The 20,306-nt window shown below is 53.7% G+C and carries 20 protein-coding genes; 6 read left to right on the top strand and 14 right to left on the bottom strand.

The window, feature by feature from the left end:
• Window positions 1–216 precede the first annotated feature (216 nt).
• Complete coding sequence (gene plsB, locus LN341_RS00550) at window positions 217–2,673, top strand: glycerol-3-phosphate 1-O-acyltransferase PlsB (RefSeq protein WP_234203818.1); 2,457 nt, start codon at window positions 217–219, stop codon at window positions 2,671–2,673.
• 69 nt (window positions 2,674–2,742) lie between these two features.
• Here the strand turns inward: plsB and ubiA are convergent, their stop codons facing one another.
• Together ubiA and LN341_RS00540 are read right to left on the bottom strand one after the other, a co-directional pair.
• Window positions 2,743–3,594, bottom strand: coding sequence for a 4-hydroxybenzoate octaprenyltransferase (gene ubiA, locus LN341_RS00545; RefSeq protein WP_370643720.1), 852 nt, complete (start codon window positions 3,592–3,594; stop codon window positions 2,743–2,745).
• Window positions 3,595–3,612: 18 nt separating this feature from the next.
• Complete coding sequence (locus LN341_RS00540; RefSeq protein WP_234203816.1) at window positions 3,613–4,224, bottom strand: chorismate lyase; 612 nt, start codon at window positions 4,222–4,224, stop codon at window positions 3,613–3,615.
• A gap of 158 nt (window positions 4,225–4,382) precedes the next feature.
• Here LN341_RS00540 and LN341_RS00535 point away from each other — a divergent pair, with 158 nt between their 5' ends.
• A complete protein-coding gene (locus tag LN341_RS00535) occupies window positions 4,383–4,790 on the top strand; it encodes a flagellar basal body-associated protein FliL (RefSeq protein WP_234203815.1) in 408 nt (135 codons plus the stop codon).
• Window positions 4,791–4,895: 105 nt separating this feature from the next.
• Here LN341_RS00535 and glpD read toward each other — a convergent pair whose 3' ends face one another.
• The 8 genes from glpD to ftsY all read right to left on the bottom strand — a co-directional run bounded on the left by glpD (window position 4,896) and on the right by ftsY (window position 13,285).
• Window positions 4,896–6,410, bottom strand: a complete 1,515-nt coding sequence (gene glpD / locus LN341_RS00530) for a glycerol-3-phosphate dehydrogenase (protein ID WP_234203814.1) — start codon at window positions 6,408–6,410, stop codon at window positions 4,896–4,898.
• A gap of 283 nt (window positions 6,411–6,693) precedes the next feature.
• A complete protein-coding gene (locus LN341_RS00525; RefSeq protein ID WP_046220433.1) occupies window positions 6,694–7,458 on the bottom strand; it encodes a DeoR/GlpR family transcriptional regulator in 765 nt (254 codons plus the stop codon).
• Between the two features lie 122 nt (window positions 7,459–7,580).
• Window positions 7,581–8,432, bottom strand: coding sequence for a rhomboid family intramembrane serine protease GlpG (glpG, locus tag LN341_RS00520; RefSeq protein WP_234203813.1), 852 nt, complete (start codon window positions 8,430–8,432; stop codon window positions 7,581–7,583).
• A gap of 73 nt (window positions 8,433–8,505) precedes the next feature.
• A complete protein-coding gene (gene glpE / locus LN341_RS00515) occupies window positions 8,506–8,832 on the bottom strand; it encodes a thiosulfate sulfurtransferase GlpE (RefSeq protein ID WP_046220435.1) in 327 nt (108 codons plus the stop codon).
• A gap of 576 nt (window positions 8,833–9,408) precedes the next feature.
• Entirely contained in the window at window positions 9,409–10,269 is an 861-nt protein-coding gene (gene rpoH, locus LN341_RS00510; RefSeq protein WP_046220437.1) for an RNA polymerase sigma factor RpoH, read from the bottom strand.
• Between the two features lie 148 nt (window positions 10,270–10,417).
• Window positions 10,418–11,344, bottom strand: a complete 927-nt coding sequence (gene ftsX, locus LN341_RS00505; protein ID WP_234203812.1) for a permease-like cell division protein FtsX — start codon at window positions 11,342–11,344, stop codon at window positions 10,418–10,420.
• Window positions 11,334–12,002: a cell division ATP-binding protein FtsE gene (gene ftsE / locus LN341_RS00500; RefSeq protein ID WP_046220439.1), complete on the bottom strand. Its 669-nt coding sequence runs from the start codon at window positions 12,000–12,002 to the stop codon at window positions 11,334–11,336. Before ftsE ends, ftsX begins: the two co-directional genes overlap by 11 nt.
• Before the next feature lie 2 nt (window positions 12,003–12,004).
• Complete coding sequence (ftsY, locus tag LN341_RS00495; protein ID WP_046220440.1) at window positions 12,005–13,285, bottom strand: signal recognition particle-docking protein FtsY; 1,281 nt, start codon at window positions 13,283–13,285, stop codon at window positions 12,005–12,007.
• Window positions 13,286–13,467: 182 nt separating this feature from the next.
• On the opposite strand from ftsY, the gene rsmD reads away from it, so the two are divergent.
• Window positions 13,468–14,073, top strand: coding sequence for a 16S rRNA (guanine(966)-N(2))-methyltransferase RsmD (rsmD, locus tag LN341_RS00490; RefSeq protein ID WP_046220441.1), 606 nt, complete (start codon window positions 13,468–13,470; stop codon window positions 14,071–14,073).
• Window positions 14,070–14,336 (top strand): DUF1145 domain-containing protein, encoded by a 267-nt coding sequence (locus tag LN341_RS00485; protein WP_046220442.1) that lies wholly within the window; start codon window positions 14,070–14,072, stop codon window positions 14,334–14,336. The genes rsmD and LN341_RS00485 overlap by 4 nt, the downstream gene beginning before the upstream one ends.
• Window positions 14,337–14,379: 43 nt before the next feature.
• Here LN341_RS00485 and LN341_RS00480 read toward each other — a convergent pair whose 3' ends face one another.
• From LN341_RS00480 to LN341_RS00470, 3 genes are all read right to left on the bottom strand, one after another.
• Window positions 14,380–14,703 (bottom strand): DUF2007 domain-containing protein, encoded by a 324-nt coding sequence (locus tag LN341_RS00480; protein ID WP_234203811.1) that lies wholly within the window; start codon window positions 14,701–14,703, stop codon window positions 14,380–14,382.
• A 22-nt stretch (window positions 14,704–14,725) separates the two neighbouring features.
• Entirely contained in the window at window positions 14,726–15,352 is a 627-nt protein-coding gene (locus LN341_RS00475; RefSeq protein ID WP_046220444.1) for a lysoplasmalogenase, read from the bottom strand.
• Window positions 15,353–16,321: 969 nt separating this feature from the next.
• A complete protein-coding gene (locus LN341_RS00470) occupies window positions 16,322–16,687 on the bottom strand; it encodes a hypothetical protein (RefSeq protein WP_046220492.1) in 366 nt (121 codons plus the stop codon).
• A 156-nt stretch (window positions 16,688–16,843) separates the two neighbouring features.
• Between LN341_RS00470 and LN341_RS00465 the strand changes: the two genes are divergently transcribed.
• Window positions 16,844–17,173: a DUF2500 domain-containing protein gene (locus LN341_RS00465; protein ID WP_234203810.1), complete on the top strand. Its 330-nt coding sequence runs from the start codon at window positions 16,844–16,846 to the stop codon at window positions 17,171–17,173.
• 31 nt (window positions 17,174–17,204) lie between these two features.
• On the opposite strand, the gene LN341_RS00460 is transcribed toward LN341_RS00465, so the two are convergent.
• Window positions 17,205–18,209 (bottom strand): acyltransferase, encoded by a 1,005-nt coding sequence (locus LN341_RS00460; RefSeq protein ID WP_234203809.1) that lies wholly within the window; start codon window positions 18,207–18,209, stop codon window positions 17,205–17,207.
• A gap of 477 nt (window positions 18,210–18,686) precedes the next feature.
• On the opposite strand from LN341_RS00460, the gene LN341_RS00455 reads away from it, so the two are divergent.
• A complete protein-coding gene (locus LN341_RS00455) occupies window positions 18,687–20,282 on the top strand; it encodes an AbgT family transporter (RefSeq protein ID WP_046220447.1) in 1,596 nt (531 codons plus the stop codon).
• Window positions 20,283–20,306 lie beyond the last annotated feature (24 nt).

The following is a 20,306-nucleotide window of genomic DNA, read 5'->3' as shown; positions in this document are numbered from 1 at the left end:
TACCCTGTCTTTTTATACAGTTCACTGTGAGTATATCCAGTGTTCAGGGTTTTGAAAAGACTCTATTCAATGAAATGCTGATTGTGCCGGGCCGGCCATCATCTCTGGGAACAAAATTTTACGCTTTCCCCTCCTGTGTCGTATTTTTCGCAGCAATACCCGGCCTGTTTTCTGCTATCCTTGCCACGCATTAAGATTTCGAGGCTCGTTATACACATGTCACGTTGGCAGAAATATTCGCAAAGTCTTCTGAATTTGCCGCTTTCTTTACTGGTGAAGACCCGTACCATTCCGTCCGACCCGGTTTCTGAACTGGAACTGGATCTCGACCGCCCTATTATCTATACCCTGCCTTTCAGCTCGCAGACCGATCTGCTGACTCTGAGTGCGGCAGCCAAAGCCCTGGGACTGCCCGATCCGCTGGAATCTGTCGTCATCAATGGCCAGGTATTTCCCCGCCATGTTTTCGTCGCCAACAGCCCGAGTATTTTCGGCAGTGACGGCCAGTTACCGGCCAGCTCCCTCACGCTGTTTACCGACTTACTGGCGGCCCATAAAGCCGATCCGCAACTGGACGTTCAGCTGTTGCCCGCTTCGGTTTTATGGGGACGAAAACCCGGTACTGAAGGGGAGCAAAAGCCAATACTGAAAGCCTTAAACGGCCCGGAAAAATGCTTCGCCGTGCTGGCACAGGGCCGGGATTGCATGGTCCGCCTCAGCCCGACCATGTCCTTGCGCTTTATGGCCGATAAACATGGCACAGATAACGCCATTGCCAACAAACTGGCCCGGGTGGCCAAGATCCACTTCTCCCGTCAGAAGCTGGCTGCGGCCGGTCCTCGTCTGCCGCAACGTCAGGCGCTGTTTAACCGCCTGCTGGCTTCCAAAGCGATCGACAAAGTGGTCCGCGAAGAAGCGGAAAGCCGGGATGTACCCCTGGAAAAAGTCCGTAAAGAAGCCATTGATATGATGGAAGAAATTGCGGCCGACTTCTCCTATAGCCTGGTGCGTCACGGCGATCGCTTCCTGAGCTGGTTATGGAACCGGCTCTATAAAGGGATCAATGTCAGCAATGCTCAGCGAGTCCGGCAACTCGCGCAGGATGGCCATGAGATTGTCTATGTCCCATGCCACCGCAGTCATATGGATTACCTGTTGCTGTCTTATGTGCTTTATCAGGAAGGTATGGTGCCGCCGCACATTGCGGCCGGAATTAACCTGAATTTTTTCCCGGCCGGGCCGATTTTCCGCCGTGGCGGCGCGTTCTTCATTCGTCGCAGCTTTAAAGGCAACCGTCTCTATTCCACTGTGTTTCGCGAATATCTCGGCGAGCTGTTTGCCAAAGGTTACTCGGTGGAATATTTCAGTGAAGGCGGCCGCTCCCGGACCGGTCGTTTGCTGGCACCGAAAACCGGCATGCTGTCGATGACCATTCAGGCCATGCTGCGCGGCCTCAACCGCCCGGTTACTCTGGTGCCTGTGTATATTGGCTACGAGCACGTGATGGAAGTGGCCACTTACGCCAAAGAGCTGCGTGGCAAGCGCAAAGAAAAAGAAAGCCTGGGTCAGGTACTGCGCACCTTGCGTAAACTGCGCAACTTTGGCCAGGGTTACGTCAACTTCGGCGAACCCATTCCGCTCAACCATTATCTGAACGAACAGGTTCCCGAGTGGCGTCAGCATATCGACCCGATCGAACCGGCCCGTCCGCAATGGCTCAATCCTGTGGTCAACAGTCTGGCCGATAAAATGATGACCCACATCAATGATGCCGCGGCGACCAACGGCCTGACCCTGTGTGCGCTGGCCTTGCTGGCCTCCCGCCAGCGGGCACTGAGCCGCGAAGAGCTGGAGCAACAGATTGACTGCTACCTGCAGTTGCTGCGTAACACGCCCTACTCGTCAGACTGTACCCAGCCGTCGGATACCGCGGCTGAGCTGGTTGAACATGCGATCAGCATGGACAAGTTCATGGTTGAGCGCGACAGCCTGGGCGATATCGTGTCGCTGGATCGCCAGCAGTCCCTGCTGATGACCTATTACCGCAACAACATCATCCACCTGTTTGCGCTGCCTTCGCTGATTGCCCACATAGTCGTCTCGCACCAGCGCCTGAGCCGGGCCGAAATGCATCGTCAGATCAGCCTGTTATATCCGTTTTTGAAGGCAGAGCTTTACCTGCGTTTTGACTGGGCCGATTTACCGGAAGCGATTGATGCTTGGATAGATGAGCTGATCCGTCAGCGGCTGATCCTGAGCGACGGCAATGAATTGTCGCTGAACAGTGTCCGTATCGGGCCGCTTCAGTTACTGGGCAATACCATTACTGAAACCTTGCAGCGCTACGCCATTGCCCTGACCCTGCTACGCAGCGAACCTCAGCTGATGAAGAGCGATCTGGAACAGCAAAGCCAGATGATGGCACAGCGTCTGAGCCGCCTGCACGGCATCAATGCGCCTGAGTTCTTCGATAAAGGTGTCTTCTCTGCCATGGTCAAAACCCTGCGCCAGGAAGGCTATCTGAATGAAGACAACCATGCCGTGTCCCGTCCGGTCGCCAGCCTGGCCGATCTGCTGGCCGATCTGGTCTCTCCGGAAGTGAAGCTGACCATTCAGGCGGTCATGAACCGGGAAGAGAAAAAAGAACCGGGGCCGGATTCCGCTGACGGATAATCCGACCGCTTACCATAAAAAACGCCCGCTAGATGCGGGCGTTTTGACAACCGGAACAGAATCACCGCCTCAGAACATTAAACCAGCAGCCATCCCCAGCCACACCAGCATGCCGACATAGTTGTTGTTGAGAAAGGCCTTAAAACAAGGTTCACGCTCCCTGCCGCGAATCAGCATCTGCTGGTAGACAAACAGCGCTGCCGCACCCAGCAGGCTCCAGTAGTACACCTGAGAGAGTCCCGTCTGCATGCCCACCAGAATCAAGAGCCCTAAGGTGCCCAGCTGCAACAGGCCAATCATGCGCTTGTCATTGCGGCCAAACAGAATGGCGGTGGATTTGATGCCGATTTTCAGATCATCATCCCTGTCGACCATGGCGTACTGGGTATCATAGGCAATCGTCCAGAGGATGTTGGCGATAAACAGCAGCCAAGCTACAGGCGGTAAACCGCCAGACTGCGCGGCATACGCCATAGGAATGGCCCAGCCAAAGGCCATGCCCAGCACCAGCTGCGGCAGGTGGGTATAGCGCTTCATAAACGGATAAGCAGCCGCCAGCAGCAGGCCGACGACAGACAGCTGAATCGTCAGTGTATTCATGGTCAGCACCAACGCAAAAGACACCAGTGACAACACAGCAAAAAAGCCCAGGGCTTCACGTTCACTGATCAAACCTGATGGCAGCGGACGCTGGGCGGTGCGCTTCACATGGCCGTCAAAATGCCGGTCGGCGTAATCATTGATGACACAGCCTGCTGCGCGCATCGAAAAAACGCCGAGCACGAACACCAGCAGCACCTTGATCTCCGGCATGCCGTCTGCGGCCAGAAATAATGCCCATAAGGTCGGCCACATCAATAACAAACTGCCAATCGGGCGATCCATCCGCGCTAGCTGCCAGTACGCCCTGGCCTTGGTCATCTCCAAACCTTCACTCTCCTACTTTTGTTCGTAATGGGCAGCTTTTTCGCTGCCTGATCCCGCTGATAATTGACTGCTGAATGGCGCGACATTGGGGCGCTGTTGCTGATATACCGGCGCGGGGGCCAGAAACAGCTCAGCCACCAGCATCGGTTTTTCTTTGACCCACAGGCGGGAACGCCGCGCCCATAGTTCATCGCCTTGGAACGGAATTCGCGCCAGTTGCAGTGCATCACGGCGGGCACTCTGATCGGTAAACACCCGGTAGCCCAGCGGCGACTCGCCCAACTGGGCGATGTCCTGCTCCTCCCCGGTCAGAGTCGGCAGCGGAATTAGCGTGCGGCCAAACACCCAGGGCACACCGTCCCCATGCAAGAGCACGATACGTTCCAGACAATCCACTGGCCCCAGCATCGCCTGTTCATCCGGCCGTAAGCTGCCGGCTTTGATCGGCTCCTGCCCCAGCAGCAGCACGCTGAACTGATGACAATGACGGGCAAAACGACGTGACAACGAGCCATTTTCCTGTAACCAGCTTTGCAGTTCAGGCTGATTGAGGTGTATTTTTTCTGTCAGTTGCCAGTCGGCATTGTCCAGAGCGGGTTGATATATCTGCTTGAATTTCGACATCTTCCCAATTCAATTCCTAGAAAGGGTGATAGAATGTGGCCAATTGATAACATTGAATGATGCCCTATTGTAGCAAGCCGTCACGGACAGGAATATCATTCCTCACCAAAGTAGGCACTTGGGTAACAGATTTTTCCCTGATACAGATGGATAGCAAGATGAAATCTCTACTCCTGACATTGGCAATCGTGCTGATTACCCTGACTCAGCCTGCGCTGGCACAATCTGTGTCGGCAAAAACCCCTGAATATAGTTATTTCACCCTGACGCCAGATATCACGACCAACTATATCACCCAAGGCAAAAAGCTGGGTTATCTGCGCCTGCAAGTCGATCTCATGGTCTCCGACCCGGACTATATCCCTCTGGTGGAGCACCATGCGCCGCTGATCCGTGATGCCATTATCCAGATTATTGGTGAACAGCCGGAAGTAAAAATCAAATCTCTGGCCGGTCGCGAAGCCATACGTCAGCAGTGCCTGGACAAAGTCAATGACCTCTTAATTGCTGAAACCAATCAGAAACTGTTAACTGAACTGCTGTTTACCAAATATCTGTACCAGTAACGCCGACAAAACATTCAACACCGCCATAACCTGCGGTGCTGAGATTACAAAAAAAGCGCCCGGTGGGCGCTTTGGTCTTTCTTTCCCGTATTTAATGACACAGTATCAGGCTGCAGCGTGCGCCTTACCATGTTGCGAGGCAATATAGTCTGCCACCGCCTGTTGCTGCTCAGCGCTCAGATACAACCCCAGTTTGCTGCGCCGCCACAGCGCATCGTCTGCGCTGACCACAAACTCACGGCTCATCAGGTAATCAAGTTCTCTGGCGTAGAGACCTTCGCCGAAATGCAGCCCCATCTCCGCTTCACTGCTGACACCTTCCAGGATCTGCCAGCTCATGATGCCGTAATTCGTTGCCATGCGATCGGCGCTAAACTCGCTCATCCAGCTAAACCGGGTGCGTAGATCCGCACTGAGGCGCTCACGGTCAAAACCGGTTTCTCCGCCCGGCAGGCAGGCTTGTGCCGTCCAGGCCGGTCCCATATTCGGGAAAAAAGGCGCCAGCTTGCGCAGTGCCGATTCGGCCAGCTTGCGATAAGTCGTCAGCTTGCCGCCAAACACAGACAGCAAGGGCGGCTGCGAGCCTTCCTGTTCCAGCTCCAGGGTGTAATCACGGGTCACGGCTTGCGGTGAGTCTGACTCATCATCACACAACGGACGGACGCCGGAGTAAGTCCAGACCACATCCTGGCGTTGCAGTTTGTGCTTAAAGTGATCGTTGTACACTTTGAGCAGGTAGCGGATTTCATCTTCATCAATCGCGACCTTGCGCGGATCACCGTGGTATTCCACATCCGTGGTACCGACAATGGAGAATCGATCCAGGTACGGAATCACGAAGACGATGCGGTTATCTTCGTTTTGCAGTATGTAGGCCTGCGGTTCGTCGTGCACGCGGGGGACCACGATGTGCGAGCCTTTGATCAGGCGAATATTGCGCGGCGACGGGGTATCCAGACTGGTGTCAAAAAAGGTTTTCACCCAAGGGCCGGCTGCGTTGACCAGCGCATGTGAGCGACGAATGAAACGCTCGCCGGTCTGACAGTCCAGCACAGTCACTTGCCACAGCTCGCCGTCACGCTCGGCCTTTTCGACCCGGCAGCGGTTCCGCACTTCACCGCCACGGGCCGCGGTTTCCATCGCATTTAAGATCACCAGACGGGCATCATCGACCCAGCAGTCTGAATATTCAAAGCCGCGGGTAATTTCAGGCACCAGCGCAGAATCGGCGCCAAAGCGTAATCCTTCACTGGCGGGCAGCGTGGTACGCTTTCCTAAGTGATCATACAAAAACAAGCCTGCCCGAATCATCCAGGCTGGACGCAGGTGCGGCCGGTGCGGCAGGCGAAAACGCATCGGCCGGGCAATATGGGGGATTTTGCGCAGCAGGACTTCCCGCTCTGCCAGGGCTTCGCCAACCAGGCGAAACTCGTAATGCTCAAGATAGCGCAGACCCCCGTGGATCAGTTTTGAACTGGCAGACGAGGTGGCTGATGCAAAGTCATCAGCCTCAAACAACGCCACTTTCAGTCCGCGACCAGCAGCATCAGCGGCAATACCCGCACCGTTAATGCCACCCCCTACGACGATAATATCCAGAATCTCATTTGCTGCTGTCATGCCTTTCACCTGTGCCTTCACTGCGTTGCGCGCTTACCGGATGCATTGCCCTCTGCTTATATTAGGACATGCATTCGAAAGTGTTCACTTCACATAAATGTTCGATATCGCTCAATATAGCCAATAAGAACGTGAATATCATCTTTTTTATGCTCGAAAGATGACACCTATATGATCATACGCACAAAAAAAGCTGCCTTTTCAGGCAGCTTCTCAAAATATTGCAGGCAATTAAGTGCTCGATATCTTCTTGTATGAGCGAAAACGCTCACACCCAGGTCTGTCAGTCGAGAATAATTTCGAGGTGTGTCTCCAGCTCCGCCATTCGCTTGGCCAGCGGCTCTGGTGGCGTTTTATTGGTGAACAACATGTCAATCTGGCTGATATCGCCCAGATTCACCATGGCGTTGCGGCCGAATTTTGTGTGATCGACGCCCAGCATGACACAGCGGCTATTTTCAATAATGGCTTGTTTGACCCGCACTTCGTGATAATCGAAATCGAGCAGGGAGCCATCGAGATCAATGCCGCTGATCCCGATGATGCCAAAGTCCAGACGGAACTGGGAGATGAAATCCAGAGTCGCCTCCCCCACGATGCCGCCGTCACGATTACGCACTTCACCACCGGCCAGAATCACCCGGAAATCATCTTTACCGGTCAGAATACCGGCCACGTTCAGGTTATTGGTCACGATCCGCAAATCTGAATGGTCCAGCAAGGCACGCGCAACCGCTTCCGGTGTGGTGCCTATATCAATAAACAGCGTGGCGCCGTCGGGGATATGCTTGACCATCGCCTGCGCGATGCGGTCTTTCTCAGCCAGCTGCATTACTTTACGAGTGGTGTATGAGGTGTTGACCGAACTGGACGGTACAGTCGCCCCGCCGTGATGGCGCCGGATCTTATTCTCTTCAGCCAGCTCATTGAGATCCCTGCGGATCGTTTGCGGGCTGACGTTAAAACGGGCAACCAGGTCATCGGTACTGACATAGCCCTGAGTTTTCACGAGATCGATGATCTCCTGATGACGTTTGCTTTGCTTCACTGCTGTTACTGCTCCTGATTAACGAAGTTCCAATGACCCTAGTGGCCCGTTTCCGGGCGTGCTCATCTTACTGGGCAATCGGTCTGGTTACTAGGGAAGTGATCCCACTCCTGGCTGAAACCTTACTGCGCAGAATCCGCTGGCTGTCGCAGATGCGCATCGACAAAGGCCAGCAGGCATCCTGAGATCAGCCCGAACAGATGCGCCATATTGGCCACTTCAAACCCCATCACACCAACGAAACCTAAGACCAGCCAGACCAGCATAAACACGACATAACCATTGGGAATCGTGAGGCCCCGCGATGGGACCAGCCAGCCCAGCCACCACAAGTAACCCAGCAGCGCATAGACCACACCGGATAAGCCGCCAAAATTGGGGCCATGGAACCAGAACTGTGCCAGGCCGGAGACCAGCGAGGAAATGATGAAGACTTCCAGTAACTTACCACTGCCGCTGTGCTGTTCGAGCCGTCCGCCCAGCACCCACCACCACAGGCAATTGAAAATCACATGCAGGGCGGAGAAATGGATCAGACTGTGAGACACATAGCGCCAGACTTCCCAGCTGTCGCCCTGCATGGTCGGAAAATGCAGCCAGTAAAACAGTGGCGCTTGCCAGCCCAGCAGCCAGCCGCCGTAAATGCCGATCGCCAGCACCATCACCAGCAGACAGACAGGTCCGGCACCGGATTTCACCAGGTCGATCATACTGGGACTGTCGTAGCGAAACGAAGGCTGTTTGCGGCGGTTGACCACTTGCCAGGAGGCAGCCTGGTATTTCTGATCGTCCGGTTGGCGGACAAACTGCTGCCACTCGGCCTCAGTTTCAACCTGATGTGTGGGATCGGACAACCAAATGGCAAACTGGCCGCCGGGCTCTGCGGCCAGGGTCAGTTCAATACCGCGAGAGGCCATATAATCGATGAAGGCCTGTGCCATTCGGGGGTTATCGAGTACGGCGATACGCTGCATCTCAGACTCCCTCTGTTGAAGGTCTATGCGCCGCGGGTGTCGCCGGACGGCGCAGGATAATCACTGAGCCAGATTACTGCTCAACGCACGGATAGGCCTGACGACGCCAGGCTTCAAAGCCACCGTCCATGCTGTACACGGTTTCATACCCCTGATTAATCAGATACTGGGCAGCGCCCTGAGAGCTGATCCCATGGTAGCACATCACGATCACCGGCTGCTCGAAGTCCACATCCTCCATGAAACTGACCATAGAATCATTGGTCAGATGGAAAGCGGATTCCGGATGGGCTAACGCATGTGACTGAGGATCACGGATATCGACCAGTACTGCCTTGGTGTCGGACTCTTGTAATAATGCGTACGCTTGCTCAACAGAAATATGTTCAAACTGCTCCATGACGGCCTCATTCTTAAATTATCAATCTGGGTGTCAGATTCTGTGGCAACAACACCCACTGTTCACGCGATCTGACGCGACGCACTTTGCGGCGCAACAACCGGCAATTTCATCTGAGAAGGATCCGGGCGTAAACCGAACTGTCTGCCCCCTTTCTTTCGTTGCCAGCCAGTATACTCAGTTACTCACAGCTTTGAAAAAAATCTGCGCGCGCTTTCCCCGACAATCTCCCCGAATATCCTTACAGGATCGGGAGTTAGTCAAGCGGGTCGGATTCCCCCATATCGGGCTGATCAGAGTTTCACCAGCTGTGGAAAACACTGTGAATAGCGTTGATAATGTGTTTTCTGCCAAGAGGATCCACTAGATATAGTAAAGATCCGATCAAAATCTGTGGATAACATTTTCTGTTGCAACCACATCTTTCTGCGACCATTCAGCAAAGCGCCATTTCATCAGTGTTCAGGCATAAAAAAACCGGCTGACAGCCGGTTTCTTCATGCAATAAGTTTGTGGATAGAAAATCCAGTGACCCACAGGGATCCTCAGTTTCAGGATCCTGCACCATGCGGATCGTTACAGCGCGTCACCGACGGCTTCTTTCAATTTGCGCATCGCGTTTTTCTCCAGCTGGCGAATTCGCTCAGCAGAGACGCCATAATGATCTGCCAGATCCTGCAGGGTGGACTTGTCGTCCTCCAGCCAGCGCGAACGGACGATGTGCTGACTGCGATCATCTAAGTTCGCCAGTGCCAGTGACAGACGATTGTTGGCATGATCTTCCCAGTTATTCTCTTCATAACTGAGCGCGACGTCAGACGACTTGTCTTCCAGATAATACACAGGCGCTGTGTAGCTGTTATCCCGCTCGTCATCATCAGCCGGCATATCGAACGTGGCATCCTGCGCGGCAAGACGGGATTCCATCTCGCGCACTTCACTGGTTTCCACGCCCAGTTGTTCGGCGACCATCTCGACTTCATCATTATTAAACCAGCCCAGACGCTTTTTCGCCTTACGCAGGTTGAAGAACAGTTTACGCTGGGCCTTGGTGGTCGCGACTTTCACGATACGCCAGTTACGCAGCACATACTCATGAATCTCAGCCTTGATCCAATGAACCGCAAAAGACACCAGTCTGACACCCACTTCCGGGTTAAAGCGTTTAACCGCTTTCATCAGACCAATATTGCCTTCCTGAACCAGATCAGCCATTGGCAGGCCATAACCTGTATAGCCGCGGGCAACATGGACTACAAAGCGCAGGTGCGACAATACCAGACTGCGTGCAGCCTCAATATCACCGTCATAATGCAGACGCTCAGCTAACTCCCGCTCCTGCTCGGCTGTCAGCATCGGATGGCTGTTCACAGACCGGATATAGCCTTCCAGGCTATCAGCAGAAACTAAAGCTAATGAAGTCATCTCTTTTGTCATTCAAGTAACCCCTGTGGATGCTTTGCCAGAGCCAAATACCCTGGACTTTCACGTCAATCCGGCAGCATAACACTGCCAGACCGATAATAATGCCTTCAATACTGCACAAAATGCAAGCATGCATAACCAATACGTAGAGTCTGATTCCTCAGATTGGTTCAATTTCTTTTAAATGTCGGCCGGCAGATAGACGGGCTGCCAGGATTCCCAGCAAAGCGGATAACACGATCAACAGCAAACATTCGTCCCAGGCCAGACCCGTTAAGTGGAAATCACTGCCATACAAGGCGGCCAGTTTATCCACTGCACCTTCCAGTATCAAACTTACCAGCGTAGTAAGCACTAACGCAGCCACTGACGCCAATAAACCATACCAGGCGCCGGTATACAAAAAAGGCCGCAGAATATAGGTATTGGTCGCCCCGACCAGCTTCATGACCTGCACCGCTTCTTTCTGATTTTGCAACTGCAGACGCAGCGTATTACCCACAATCAGAAACACAGCCAGCAGCATCAGGCCTGCCATGATCATGGTCAGCGTCACACTGAGTTGTTTGATGGCATCCAGGCGCTGCAGCCAGTCGCTGTCGAGCCGGACATCATCGACCCCGACCTGCTCACTGAGCTTGCGGGCCAGTATTTCCGCCTGACTGCCCGACTGCCACTGCACCGAGGGTTTGATAATCAGTACCGCTGGCAGGGGGTTTTCATCCAGCAGGCTCAGTGCCTTGGCAAAACCGGCGTGCTCGCGAAACTCATCCAGTCCCTGTTGCGGAGAGACATAATCTGCCGAACTGATTTCCGTCCAGCCCGCCAGCGTGTCCCTCAGTGCACGGCCGTCTGAATCACTGGCACCGGGTGCCATGTAGACCGTCAGCTGAGTTGGGTTCTGCCAGGCCTGACTGACAATCGCAATATTCTTTGCCGCCAGATAAAAACAGGCCGGCAGCGTCAGGGCAAAGGCCAGTACGGCCAGCGTCAGGACATTGCCCACCGGACGGCGCCATAAATCAGTAAGTGCCTGCTTACCCACCTGACGCTGGACAGAGAACCAGCTTTGAGCTTCACGCGCCATACGTTACCTCTCGCAAACTGCCCTGATGTAACTCAAGCCGCCTGTAACTGTGACGGCTTAACAAGGAGGTGTCGTGCGTAGCCATCAGGACGCTCACCCCGACCCGGTTAAATTCAGCAAACAGCCCCATCATCTGCTGGGAGAGATCGGCATCGAGATTACCGGTCGGCTCATCTGCCAGCACCACCAGTGGCTTGTTAACCACGGCCCGGGCAATACCGACCCGCTGCTGTTCCCCGCCGGACAGCTGGATCGGCAGGCATTGTGCTTTATCCAGCAGGCCGACTTTATCGAGCGCCGCTGACACCCGACGCTTTACATCGCCAGCCGGCGACTGGGCGATCTGCAGTGGCAGCGCCACATTGTCAAACACGGTTCTGTCCATCAGCAAGCGGTGATCCTGAAAAATCATCCCGATATGACGGCGCAGAAAAGGGATCTGATGACTGTCGATTCGGGTGATGTCATGATCATTGAAAAAAATCCGGCCATCACTCGGCCGCTCAACCGCAGCAATCAGTTTCAACAGCGTGCTTTTACCCGCACCGGAATGGCCGGTGAGAAAAGCCATCTCACCTTTTCCCAGATGGAAATCCACTTTTTGCAGGGCTTGGCGACCACCCCGATATGCTTTACTGACCTGTTGAAACCGAATCACAGTTAATCCTCGTCGCTGAACAGAGCCTCGATAAATTCCTGGGCGGCAAAAGGACGCAAATCTTCAATCCCTTCGCCAATCCCAATGTAGCGGATAGGAATGTTAAATTGATCCGCGATGGCAAAAATTACCCCACCCTTAGCCGTGCCATCCAGTTTGGTCAGTGTAATACCAGACACGGGTGCCACTTCACTAAACAGTTTGGCCTGGCTGATCGCATTCTGGCCGGTACCGGCATCGACTGTCAGCATGATTTCGTGCGGCGCCAGCGGGTCGATTTTTTGCATCACCCGAACAATCTTGCGCAGCTCTTCCATCAGATTGCCTTTGTTCTGCAAACGGCCGGCGGTATCGGCAATCACCACATCGACATTGCGCGCTTTGGCTGATTCAATCGCATCGTAGATCACAGACGCGCTGTCGGCGCCGGTATGCTGGGCGACGACAGGCACGTTATTGCGATCGCCCCACACCTGCAGCTGCTCTACCGCCGCGGCACGGAAGGTATCCCCGGCGGCCAGCATCACTGACAGTCCCTGCTGCTGAAATTGCTTGGCCAGCTTGCCGATGGTGGTGGTTTTACCCACGCCATTAACGCCTACCATTAAAATGACATAAGGCTTGCGGCTGGTATCGATCACCAGTGGCTGCTCGACTTTTGCCAGCATCTCACTCAGCTCGTCTTTCAGCAGACCGTACAGGGCCTCGCCGTCTTTGAGCTGTTTGCGGTCGGCTTTTTCGGTCAGGTTTTCGATAATCTTGAGCGTGGTGTCCATACCGACATCCGCCACCAGCAGTTGTTCTTCCAGCTCTTCAAACAGATCATCATCGATCTGTTTGCCCCGGAACAACCCGAAGAAGCCAGCGCCCAGATTGTTGCGGGTTTTCTTCAGTCCTTTCATCAGCCGGGCAAAGAAACCCTCGCGCTGCGGTTTTTCCTGCACCGCCGCCACTTCAGAGACAGGGGCAACGACAGCTGCTTGATCATCAGCCTGCTGATTTTCTGGCAGAGACTCTTCTTCCAGCGGCCGGTTCTGCGTATCGGCCTCAACATCCAGATGCGAACTCTGCTCAGGCAGCTCGGGTTCATCTTCGCGATGTGTCAACGGGGCTTCCGCATCGGTCATGTCCCCGGCAGGCGGTGTTACCGTTTCAGCCGCATCCTGAGCCTGTTCCGGCGCGGCGGCCTCTTCTTGCGGCTTTTGTTGTGCTTGTTGCTCGGTGCTTTCTTCTTCACCAAACCCCAGCCATGAAAATAATCCGCGCTTCTTTTTTTCTGCCATTGGCAAATCCTAGACATTGATTGGTACAATTTACGGCCTGAAATTAAAGGGCCTGTTTATCTTTGGGCTTGCCAGCTCAGCGGGCCTGGCGGAGATTGCCAATCCCCAGAGCCAACAACGAACAAACACAAAGATAATCAGGCCCATGTATACTATCACTTTCTCTGCGGTCGAAGAAATGTATGACTAGACGTAAGACGCATTCCGGACACAAAGCTCACCCGCCCAGCCAGGCAGGCTTTGTGCGTATCATCAGTGGCCGCTGGCGGGGGCGAAAACTGCCGGTCCACGATGTGGCCGGGTTACGCCCGACAACTGACCGAGTCAAAGAAACCGTGTTTAACTGGCTGGCACCGGATATCCACGGCGCACGCTGTCTGGATCTCTTTGCCGGCAGCGGCAGTCTGGGCCTGGAAGCTTTATCGCGCGGCGCTGACCATCTGACGCTGCTGGAGCTGGACAGCAAAGCCGCCAGTCAGCTGAAGCGAAATCTGGACACCCTGGGAACCGACAAGGCTGAGCTGCATCAGGCAGACAGTCTGGCTTTCCTCCGTCAGCCGGGCTCGGCTTATGATCTGGTGTTTATCGATCCGCCTTTTCGGCGCGATATGCTGCCGGAGGTGATCCACCTGCTGGAAACCAATGGCTGGCTGACTCCTCAGGCCCTGATTTATCTGGAAGCCGAAAAAGAGCTGGGACAGCCTGAGACCCCCGAACACTGGCAGCTCATCAAAGAAAAAGCGGCGGGACAAGTCTGCTACCGCCTGTATCAAAGAGAGGAAATATGAAAGCGCTGATTTTACTGGCGAAAGTTGCAATCGGATTTGTCTGGGTGGTCCTTTTGCTGAACCTGTTCCACCCTTTCCCCGGCGTCGCTGCAATTGCCCTGTACATCATGACAGCGTTTTTGCTGGCAATGCACGGCCTGCAAATGCTGATCTTCCTCGGTGCCTTTGGTGACAAACTGTCACTGAGTCGCTGGGAGAAATGGTCGATCCTGATCTTCGGCATCTTTGCGCTGCTGGATATTCGCCGAAAGCACATGGTGTAAACAAGCTCACCATCAGGGCGCCTAACCGGCGCCCTTGCGGTATTCAGGCATCCGTCTCCGGTTTGTCGGTGCCGCACTGCCAGCACCAGTCAAACTGGCCCTCGTTCTCTTCACCGCAGGATATGCAACGCCAGCGACGCTGATTGCCAGTTTCGTATCCGGTCAGTAACTGACGTGCTTTGACCGCATCCTGCTCCGGGACCCAAACGCTCACTTGCACCACATCAGCCGGCAGTTCCCCGGCCGCCGAGCCGAGATTTTCCCCGGTCAGACGCACCGCCAGTCCGGCATGTTCCAACAGCCCTTTCAGCGTGTGTGCCTCCAGGCTGTTGCCTGCCCGGTAGATCTGTTGCCAGCGTGATGTCATTGCCAACCTCTTCTCTTTATCCTCAGCGTAGCAGCACACTGACCACCAAGAGCGACTGGGCAAGATAATAGGTGGTCATGATACTGCCGGTCGCAGCCCGGAATCGGCCCCTGAACCGATCCAGAGCCAGCAGGGTATCGGATACCAGAAACACCATCGCCCCGGCAAAAGCTGCCAGGCCGGATCCGGTCCGGGTGGTTAACCAGTATTCACCCGCCGCCCAGGTCATTTGGATGATCACCCCGATATACACGCCAACCGGCAACGCCAAACGGCCCAGAGACGGGAGCAGCAGCAGATAGACAATGATGCCGGCTCCCATCAGCAAGGCAGGCAGCCACCAGACTATCGGGCCGGACAGCTCATTCCAGAAAGCCAGCGAATACACGATGTGCGCCAGCAGAAAGCTGGTCAGGCCCGGCACAAACTTATCTTTGGGCAGCATGAGGAAAATATCCCCGGCAACAGAGCACAGCAAACCGGCAATAATCCATTGCTGATAGATATCGCCGTGGCCAAACTGCAGAGTCGTTGCCAGCAGCAGCACAATCGTCAGCGGCTTAAACAGATAAAACTGCCACTGGGGACCGCGGTAAGCGGCATTGATATGTAACAAAGCAGAAAAAGAGACAGCTAACCAGACCCACATACGTTCACCTGAGTTATCAAAGCTGTGACAGTGTAAAAAGCAAACGCCGTTTGTCTAGCTCAGAGAGGCCATTAACCCAGCCAATTCTCACCTCTGTGATCCATCACACTTTCATATAACTTATTCCTTTACCGCCACTTTTATTCCTTTTCGTTCAATGCTAAGGCTGTCGCTCCCTGCCCGGAAACGAAAACAGGGCGATTCCACTGCCAGCCTCACCCATCCTGCACTGATGCGATAAATATTGCCTCTGGTCATCCGGCAGAGCCACAGAAACAGAGAGAAACCCCGTTCAAAATAAAAATAAAAAATCATAAAAAACAGCCAGATAAATTAAAACACTCGTTCTATATCGGAGTAAGACTTTCCTTAGCACGCTTTACTGCCTCCAGTGCAGTTAATCAGCCTTCAATGTCGATTAATCACGAAAATCGTATGCAAAACCCTATCCAGCCTGTACACCCAAGGCACAATTTTTTAGTTTTATAACGAAAAACTGACTTAAGAACAGCAGCAAAGCCCCAGCCATCAAAATACGAACTAGCCGTAACAACCGAACAAGAAAAAAAACGAAACACACCACAAAATAAATATAAATCAAAAACTTATATAAACACTAAAACGTAAATCCTTGGTTGGGGCGTTTTTTGACCACCACATTTTCAGCAACAAAGAATCCTCAACAAAGGGATTTCATGACAACTAAAAGTAAATTTATTGCTAAATATCACACTCTCCCTTTGATCAGGCGATAAAAAAAGTGCTATTCTTTTCTTAACAAATTTTCCAGCAACATAAAAGGAGCCTATAACTATGTTATCACCTTCTCAAAAACAAGGGCTTGTCATGATCGCCGTCGTCGCCGGTCTCATGTTGCTGCCTGTGCTTTATTAAGCAAAAGATAAAATTAGCCAATAAAAAAGGTGCCTGAGGCACCTTTTTTATTGGCGTGTATTCTGCCGGTCTCTGTCACGGATCCAGTTTGATATGGTGCCAGTTGTTTGAATAAAACCACAGCGCCAGGGCGGTCATCCCCAGCACGAGCAATACGGCGACCGCCCATACTCTGCGTGCGCTTCGCGGCGTCAGCTCTTTTTCGCACGCCTGACAGGCCCGGCGAAAGCCACGGCTGTCATCCAGGGTAAACCCTTCTTCATGCACCACTTTATTGCGTATGGTGGCCACATAACGCAAAGTCGGGATGATCTCATGCGGTAAACGCTCTTCACAGCTGGTAATGAGCTGATGCAGCCCTTTTCCTTCCGCATGATAATGGTGCCGCAGTAAATGCTCGAGCCGTCGGCTCCGGCTCACCACCAATTCAATCTCTGACACCCACATCTCTCCTGCTCACTGCTTCTTCTTTAACCTTACAGGGAGATCAGCCAGTTGCAAATCTAGCGCCAGCGATCTCACCATAACCGCATTCTGTCACAGACAACCCGATACGCACTCAAGCATAATAGCGGGCCGTTATCCAAGGAGCCTGTTATGCCTGTTACCCCTTTCCTGATTCTTCTGGTGTTGCTTGTTGTGGCTGTCGCCTCATTTGTCTATATCTCCCGCCGCCATCTGTCCGGTGACGCGGCGATAGAAAAGCAAATCGAGGTGCTGATCCTCGATAAGCAGAGTGTCGCTGTCGACAGCACCCAGCCCGGCGGCGACAGTGAGGAGTACTGGCTTTATGTCCAGCCGGTAAAAGGCGGCCCCAAACGTGACTTCCAGATCGGACCGCACTACTTCCATGCCCTCAATCCCGGTGATTCAGGCACCCTGACCTATCGAGGCCGCCGGTTTCTGCATTTTGCGCTGAAACGCTGACACGGACAGATCTCGTGATTCACTGACTGCATCAGGGCACCAGCCAGGCGGTCAGCCGGTGGCGGCTGAGCAACCAGCTCGTCAGTAAAGCGAGCCCGCCAGCCACCAGAGTCCAGAATGGGATCATCAGCACAGGATGAATGAAGTACCAATCGAATGCCCTGACCGGCCACAGAAAAATCGGGTGCAGCAGGTAAATCCCCAGGCTGTAGCGGCTGACAAAGGCCAGTTTGGCCAGGGTCTCTTCGCTGAGGCGATCGGCGATAGAGCGGCACACCACAAAAACCATCGCGGCGATGAGCACAGTATTCAGGGTTTTGTAAGACAGCCATCGGCCCACCGTATATTCACCTGCCGCAAAGCTACGGCTGAGGACCATATAATCTGTCAGCAGCAATGCCACAATCCCCAGGGGCAGTAACCAGGCCAGGGTCGGCCAGGAATAACGATACAGACAATAACCCAGCAGCAAATACCCGCTGTACAGCACCAGTTGATGGCTCCAGGGGCCGTCGACATATAACAGAAACAAGGCCGTCAGCAGCATCCACACCAGCGTCACCCCTTTCACTGCCGTCGGTTCGGCCCGCTTCACCCAAGCCTGTAAAAACGGAATCACCAGATACAGCGGCAGAAAGTAGTAGAAAAAGCCCAGGTGATAATAGGTTTCGTGGACCGGCATCTCAGCCAGTGTCGCCAAGGCAGTACTGCTCTGATAGCCCGCTGGCGTCAGGCCTGAAAAAAACGCATAGAACACCGACCACACCAGAAAGGGGATCAAGACTTTGCCCAGCCGGCGCCGGACATAATAATTGAGCTCAAACGGCCGGCTGTCTGTCAGCATGAGTGCACCGCTGATCATGATAAACACAGGGACAGCCCAGCGGCTGAAGCTGTTATAGCTTACCGCAGTGATCCAGGCATGGTCCGGGATTTGCCCGAGCAGTTCACGGTAAGGCCCCAGCACATGAATCACAACCACAGCGGCTGCCGCCACACAGCGCAGTAAGTCGACAAAGACGATTTTTTCCCGCATGGGATCTCCTTCACTGGTTACAGACAGCTACGTTTTCAATCCTCAGCACCATCACTTGCCGGCTGAGCATGTTGCATCCCTCACTGACATTAAGCGTCACAGACTAAAGGCAGATGCTGATCAGTATGTTATCAAATTGATAATTTGAATGATGTTTTATTAAATCTACGCCGAAACGAGAGATGAGTCACACTTTGTTCCCTTTCACAGGCGGTCTGTCTGACAAGATTCAGTCCTTTATTCTTTGAGCCACCCGCACAAATAATCAACACATAGCATATCAAAGCGTAAAATGGTCCGAATACAACCCAAAAATGAACATAAAAATCTAATTAAAGCGTCAACATTCAGTCATAAAATATACAATAGAAACATTTTGACACATTTTTATCTTGTTTATGGCTTTAACAATAGCGTAACCTCCCGCACCGATTCGATGCCCATTGACGGGTACAAGACGTAAGAATGGAGGTCGTGATGCATTCGAGTGCTTCACAAAAACAATTGAATACCAAAAAAACGCTCTTTACGCGTTTTCTGGATACCGTGGAGTGGCTGGGTAACCTGTTGCCACATCCAATCACCCTTTTCGCCCTGTTCAGCCTGGCAATCCTGATTGCTTCTGGCATTGCCGGCTATTTTGGCGTTTCCGTGCCAGACCCGCGTCCGGAAGGCGCTCCGGGCCGTGCTGCCGACGGCATGATTCATGTGATCAGCCTGATGAACGCCGAAGGTCTGCAAATGATCGTGGCCAATCTGGTGAAAAACTTCACTGGCTTTGCACCACTGGGCACTGTGCTGGTGGCCATGCTGGGCGTCGCGATTGCAGAACACTCTGGTTTACTTTCTGCTGCAATGCGCGGACTGGTCATGGGCGCGTCGCGCCGTATGGTGACTCTGGTGGTCGTCTTTGCCGGTATCATTTCCAATACAGCGTCTGAGCTGGGCTATGTGGTGCTGATCCCGCTGGCAGCTATGCTGTTCCACTCGCTGGGCCGTCACCCGCTGGCGGGTCTGGCCGCGGCCTTCGCCGGTGTTTCCGGTGGCTACAGTGCCAACCTGCTGCTGGGCACAGTGGATCCCCTGCTGTCCGGGATTACCCAGACTGCCGCGCAAATGATCGACCCGACCTACCTGGTTGGCCCGGAAGTGAACTGGTACTTCATGTTTGCGTCCACGTTCGCGATCACCATCATGGGTGCCTTCGTGACCGAGAAAATTGTTGAGCCGAAACTGGGCACTTACAATGTCGAGGAAGCCAGCGACGATCTGGGCAAGGACAAAATGGGCAAGCTGACAGATCTGGAAAAGAAAGGTCTAAAGGTAGCCGGTCTGGCTGCCCTGGTCGTATCTGCGCTGCTGGCGCTGACGATCGTGCCGGAAAATGGCGTCCTGCGTCATCCTGACACCGGCCTGGTGGCGGGCTCGCCTTTCCTGAAAGGTATTGTGGCTTTCATCTTTGTGTTCTTCGCCATTCCCGGCTTTGCGTACGGTAAAGTCGTCGGCACCATGAAGACAGATCGCGACGTGATCAGCGCGATGTCGGCTTCCATGTCGTCCATGGGCATGTATATCGTGCTGGTGTTCTTTGCCGCCCAGTTCGTGGCATTCTTCAAGTGGACCAACTTTGGTCAGGTCTTTGCCGTCGCGGGTGCAGACATGCTGCAATCCATCGGTCTGACCGGCCCGATGCTGTTCTTCGCCTTTATCCTGATGTGTGGCTTTATCAACCTGATGATAGGCTCCGCCTCGGCACAGTGGGCCGTGACCGCCCCGATCTTCGTGCCGATGCTGATGCTGGTTGGCTATGCGCCGGAAACCATTCAGGCGGCGTACCGTATCGGCGACTCAGTCACCAATATCATCACCCCGATGATGAGCTACTTCGGGATGATTCTGGCGGTAGCAACCCGTTACCAGAAGAATCTGGGACTGGGCACCCTGATTGCCACTATGCTGCCGTATTCCATGGTCTTTATCGTGGGCTGGAGCCTGATGTTCTATGTCTGGGTGTTTGTGCTGGGGATTCCGGTCGGACCGGGCGCCGCAACCTATTACAACATTGGCGGCTGATTCAGCGCCCCCTCAACGACAAAC

The organism is Photobacterium sp. TLY01, from assembly GCF_021432065.1.
In the GTDB taxonomy this organism is placed as follows: Bacteria; Pseudomonadota; Gammaproteobacteria; order Enterobacterales; family Vibrionaceae; genus Photobacterium; species Photobacterium halotolerans_A.
The sequence above is the reverse complement of the archived record's forward strand: the minus strand, read 5'-3'. Positions and strand labels throughout refer to the sequence as shown.

Coding starts and splice junctions, on each gene's coding strand:
- LN341_RS00480 (WP_234203811.1), bottom strand. CDS start 14,703: ATGACATCACGCTGGCAACAGATCTACCGGGCAGGCAACAGCCTGGAG.
- ubiA (WP_370643720.1), bottom strand. CDS start 3,594: ATGACCAAGGCCAGGGCGTACTGGCAGCTAGCGCGGATGGATCGCCCG.
- LN341_RS00535 (WP_234203815.1), top strand. CDS start 4,383: ATGAAATCTCTACTCCTGACATTGGCAATCGTGCTGATTACCCTGACT.
- rpoH (WP_046220437.1), bottom strand. CDS start 10,269: ATGACAAAAGAGATGACTTCATTAGCTTTAGTTTCTGCTGATAGCCTG.
- plsB (WP_234203818.1), top strand. CDS start 217: ATGTCACGTTGGCAGAAATATTCGCAAAGTCTTCTGAATTTGCCGCTT.
- LN341_RS00455 (WP_046220447.1), top strand. CDS start 18,687: ATGCATTCGAGTGCTTCACAAAAACAATTGAATACCAAAAAAACGCTC.
- ftsY (WP_046220440.1), bottom strand. CDS start 13,285: ATGGCAGAAAAAAAGAAGCGCGGATTATTTTCATGGCTGGGGTTTGGT.
- ftsX (WP_234203812.1), bottom strand. CDS start 11,344: ATGGCGCGTGAAGCTCAAAGCTGGTTCTCTGTCCAGCGTCAGGTGGGT.
- glpE (WP_046220435.1), bottom strand. CDS start 8,832: ATGGAGCAGTTTGAACATATTTCTGTTGAGCAAGCGTACGCATTATTA.
- LN341_RS00485 (WP_046220442.1), top strand. CDS start 14,070: ATGAAAGCGCTGATTTTACTGGCGAAAGTTGCAATCGGATTTGTCTGG.
- LN341_RS00465 (WP_234203810.1), top strand. CDS start 16,844: ATGCCTGTTACCCCTTTCCTGATTCTTCTGGTGTTGCTTGTTGTGGCT.
- LN341_RS00540 (WP_234203816.1), bottom strand. CDS start 4,224: ATGTCGAAATTCAAGCAGATATATCAACCCGCTCTGGACAATGCCGAC.
- LN341_RS00475 (WP_046220444.1), bottom strand. CDS start 15,352: ATGTGGGTCTGGTTAGCTGTCTCTTTTTCTGCTTTGTTACATATCAAT.
- glpG (WP_234203813.1), bottom strand. CDS start 8,432: ATGCAGCGTATCGCCGTACTCGATAACCCCCGAATGGCACAGGCCTTC.
- glpD (WP_234203814.1), bottom strand. CDS start 6,410: ATGACAGCAGCAAATGAGATTCTGGATATTATCGTCGTAGGGGGTGGC.
- rsmD (WP_046220441.1), top strand. CDS start 13,468: ATGACTAGACGTAAGACGCATTCCGGACACAAAGCTCACCCGCCCAGC.
- LN341_RS00460 (WP_234203809.1), bottom strand. CDS start 18,209: ATGCGGGAAAAAATCGTCTTTGTCGACTTACTGCGCTGTGTGGCGGCA.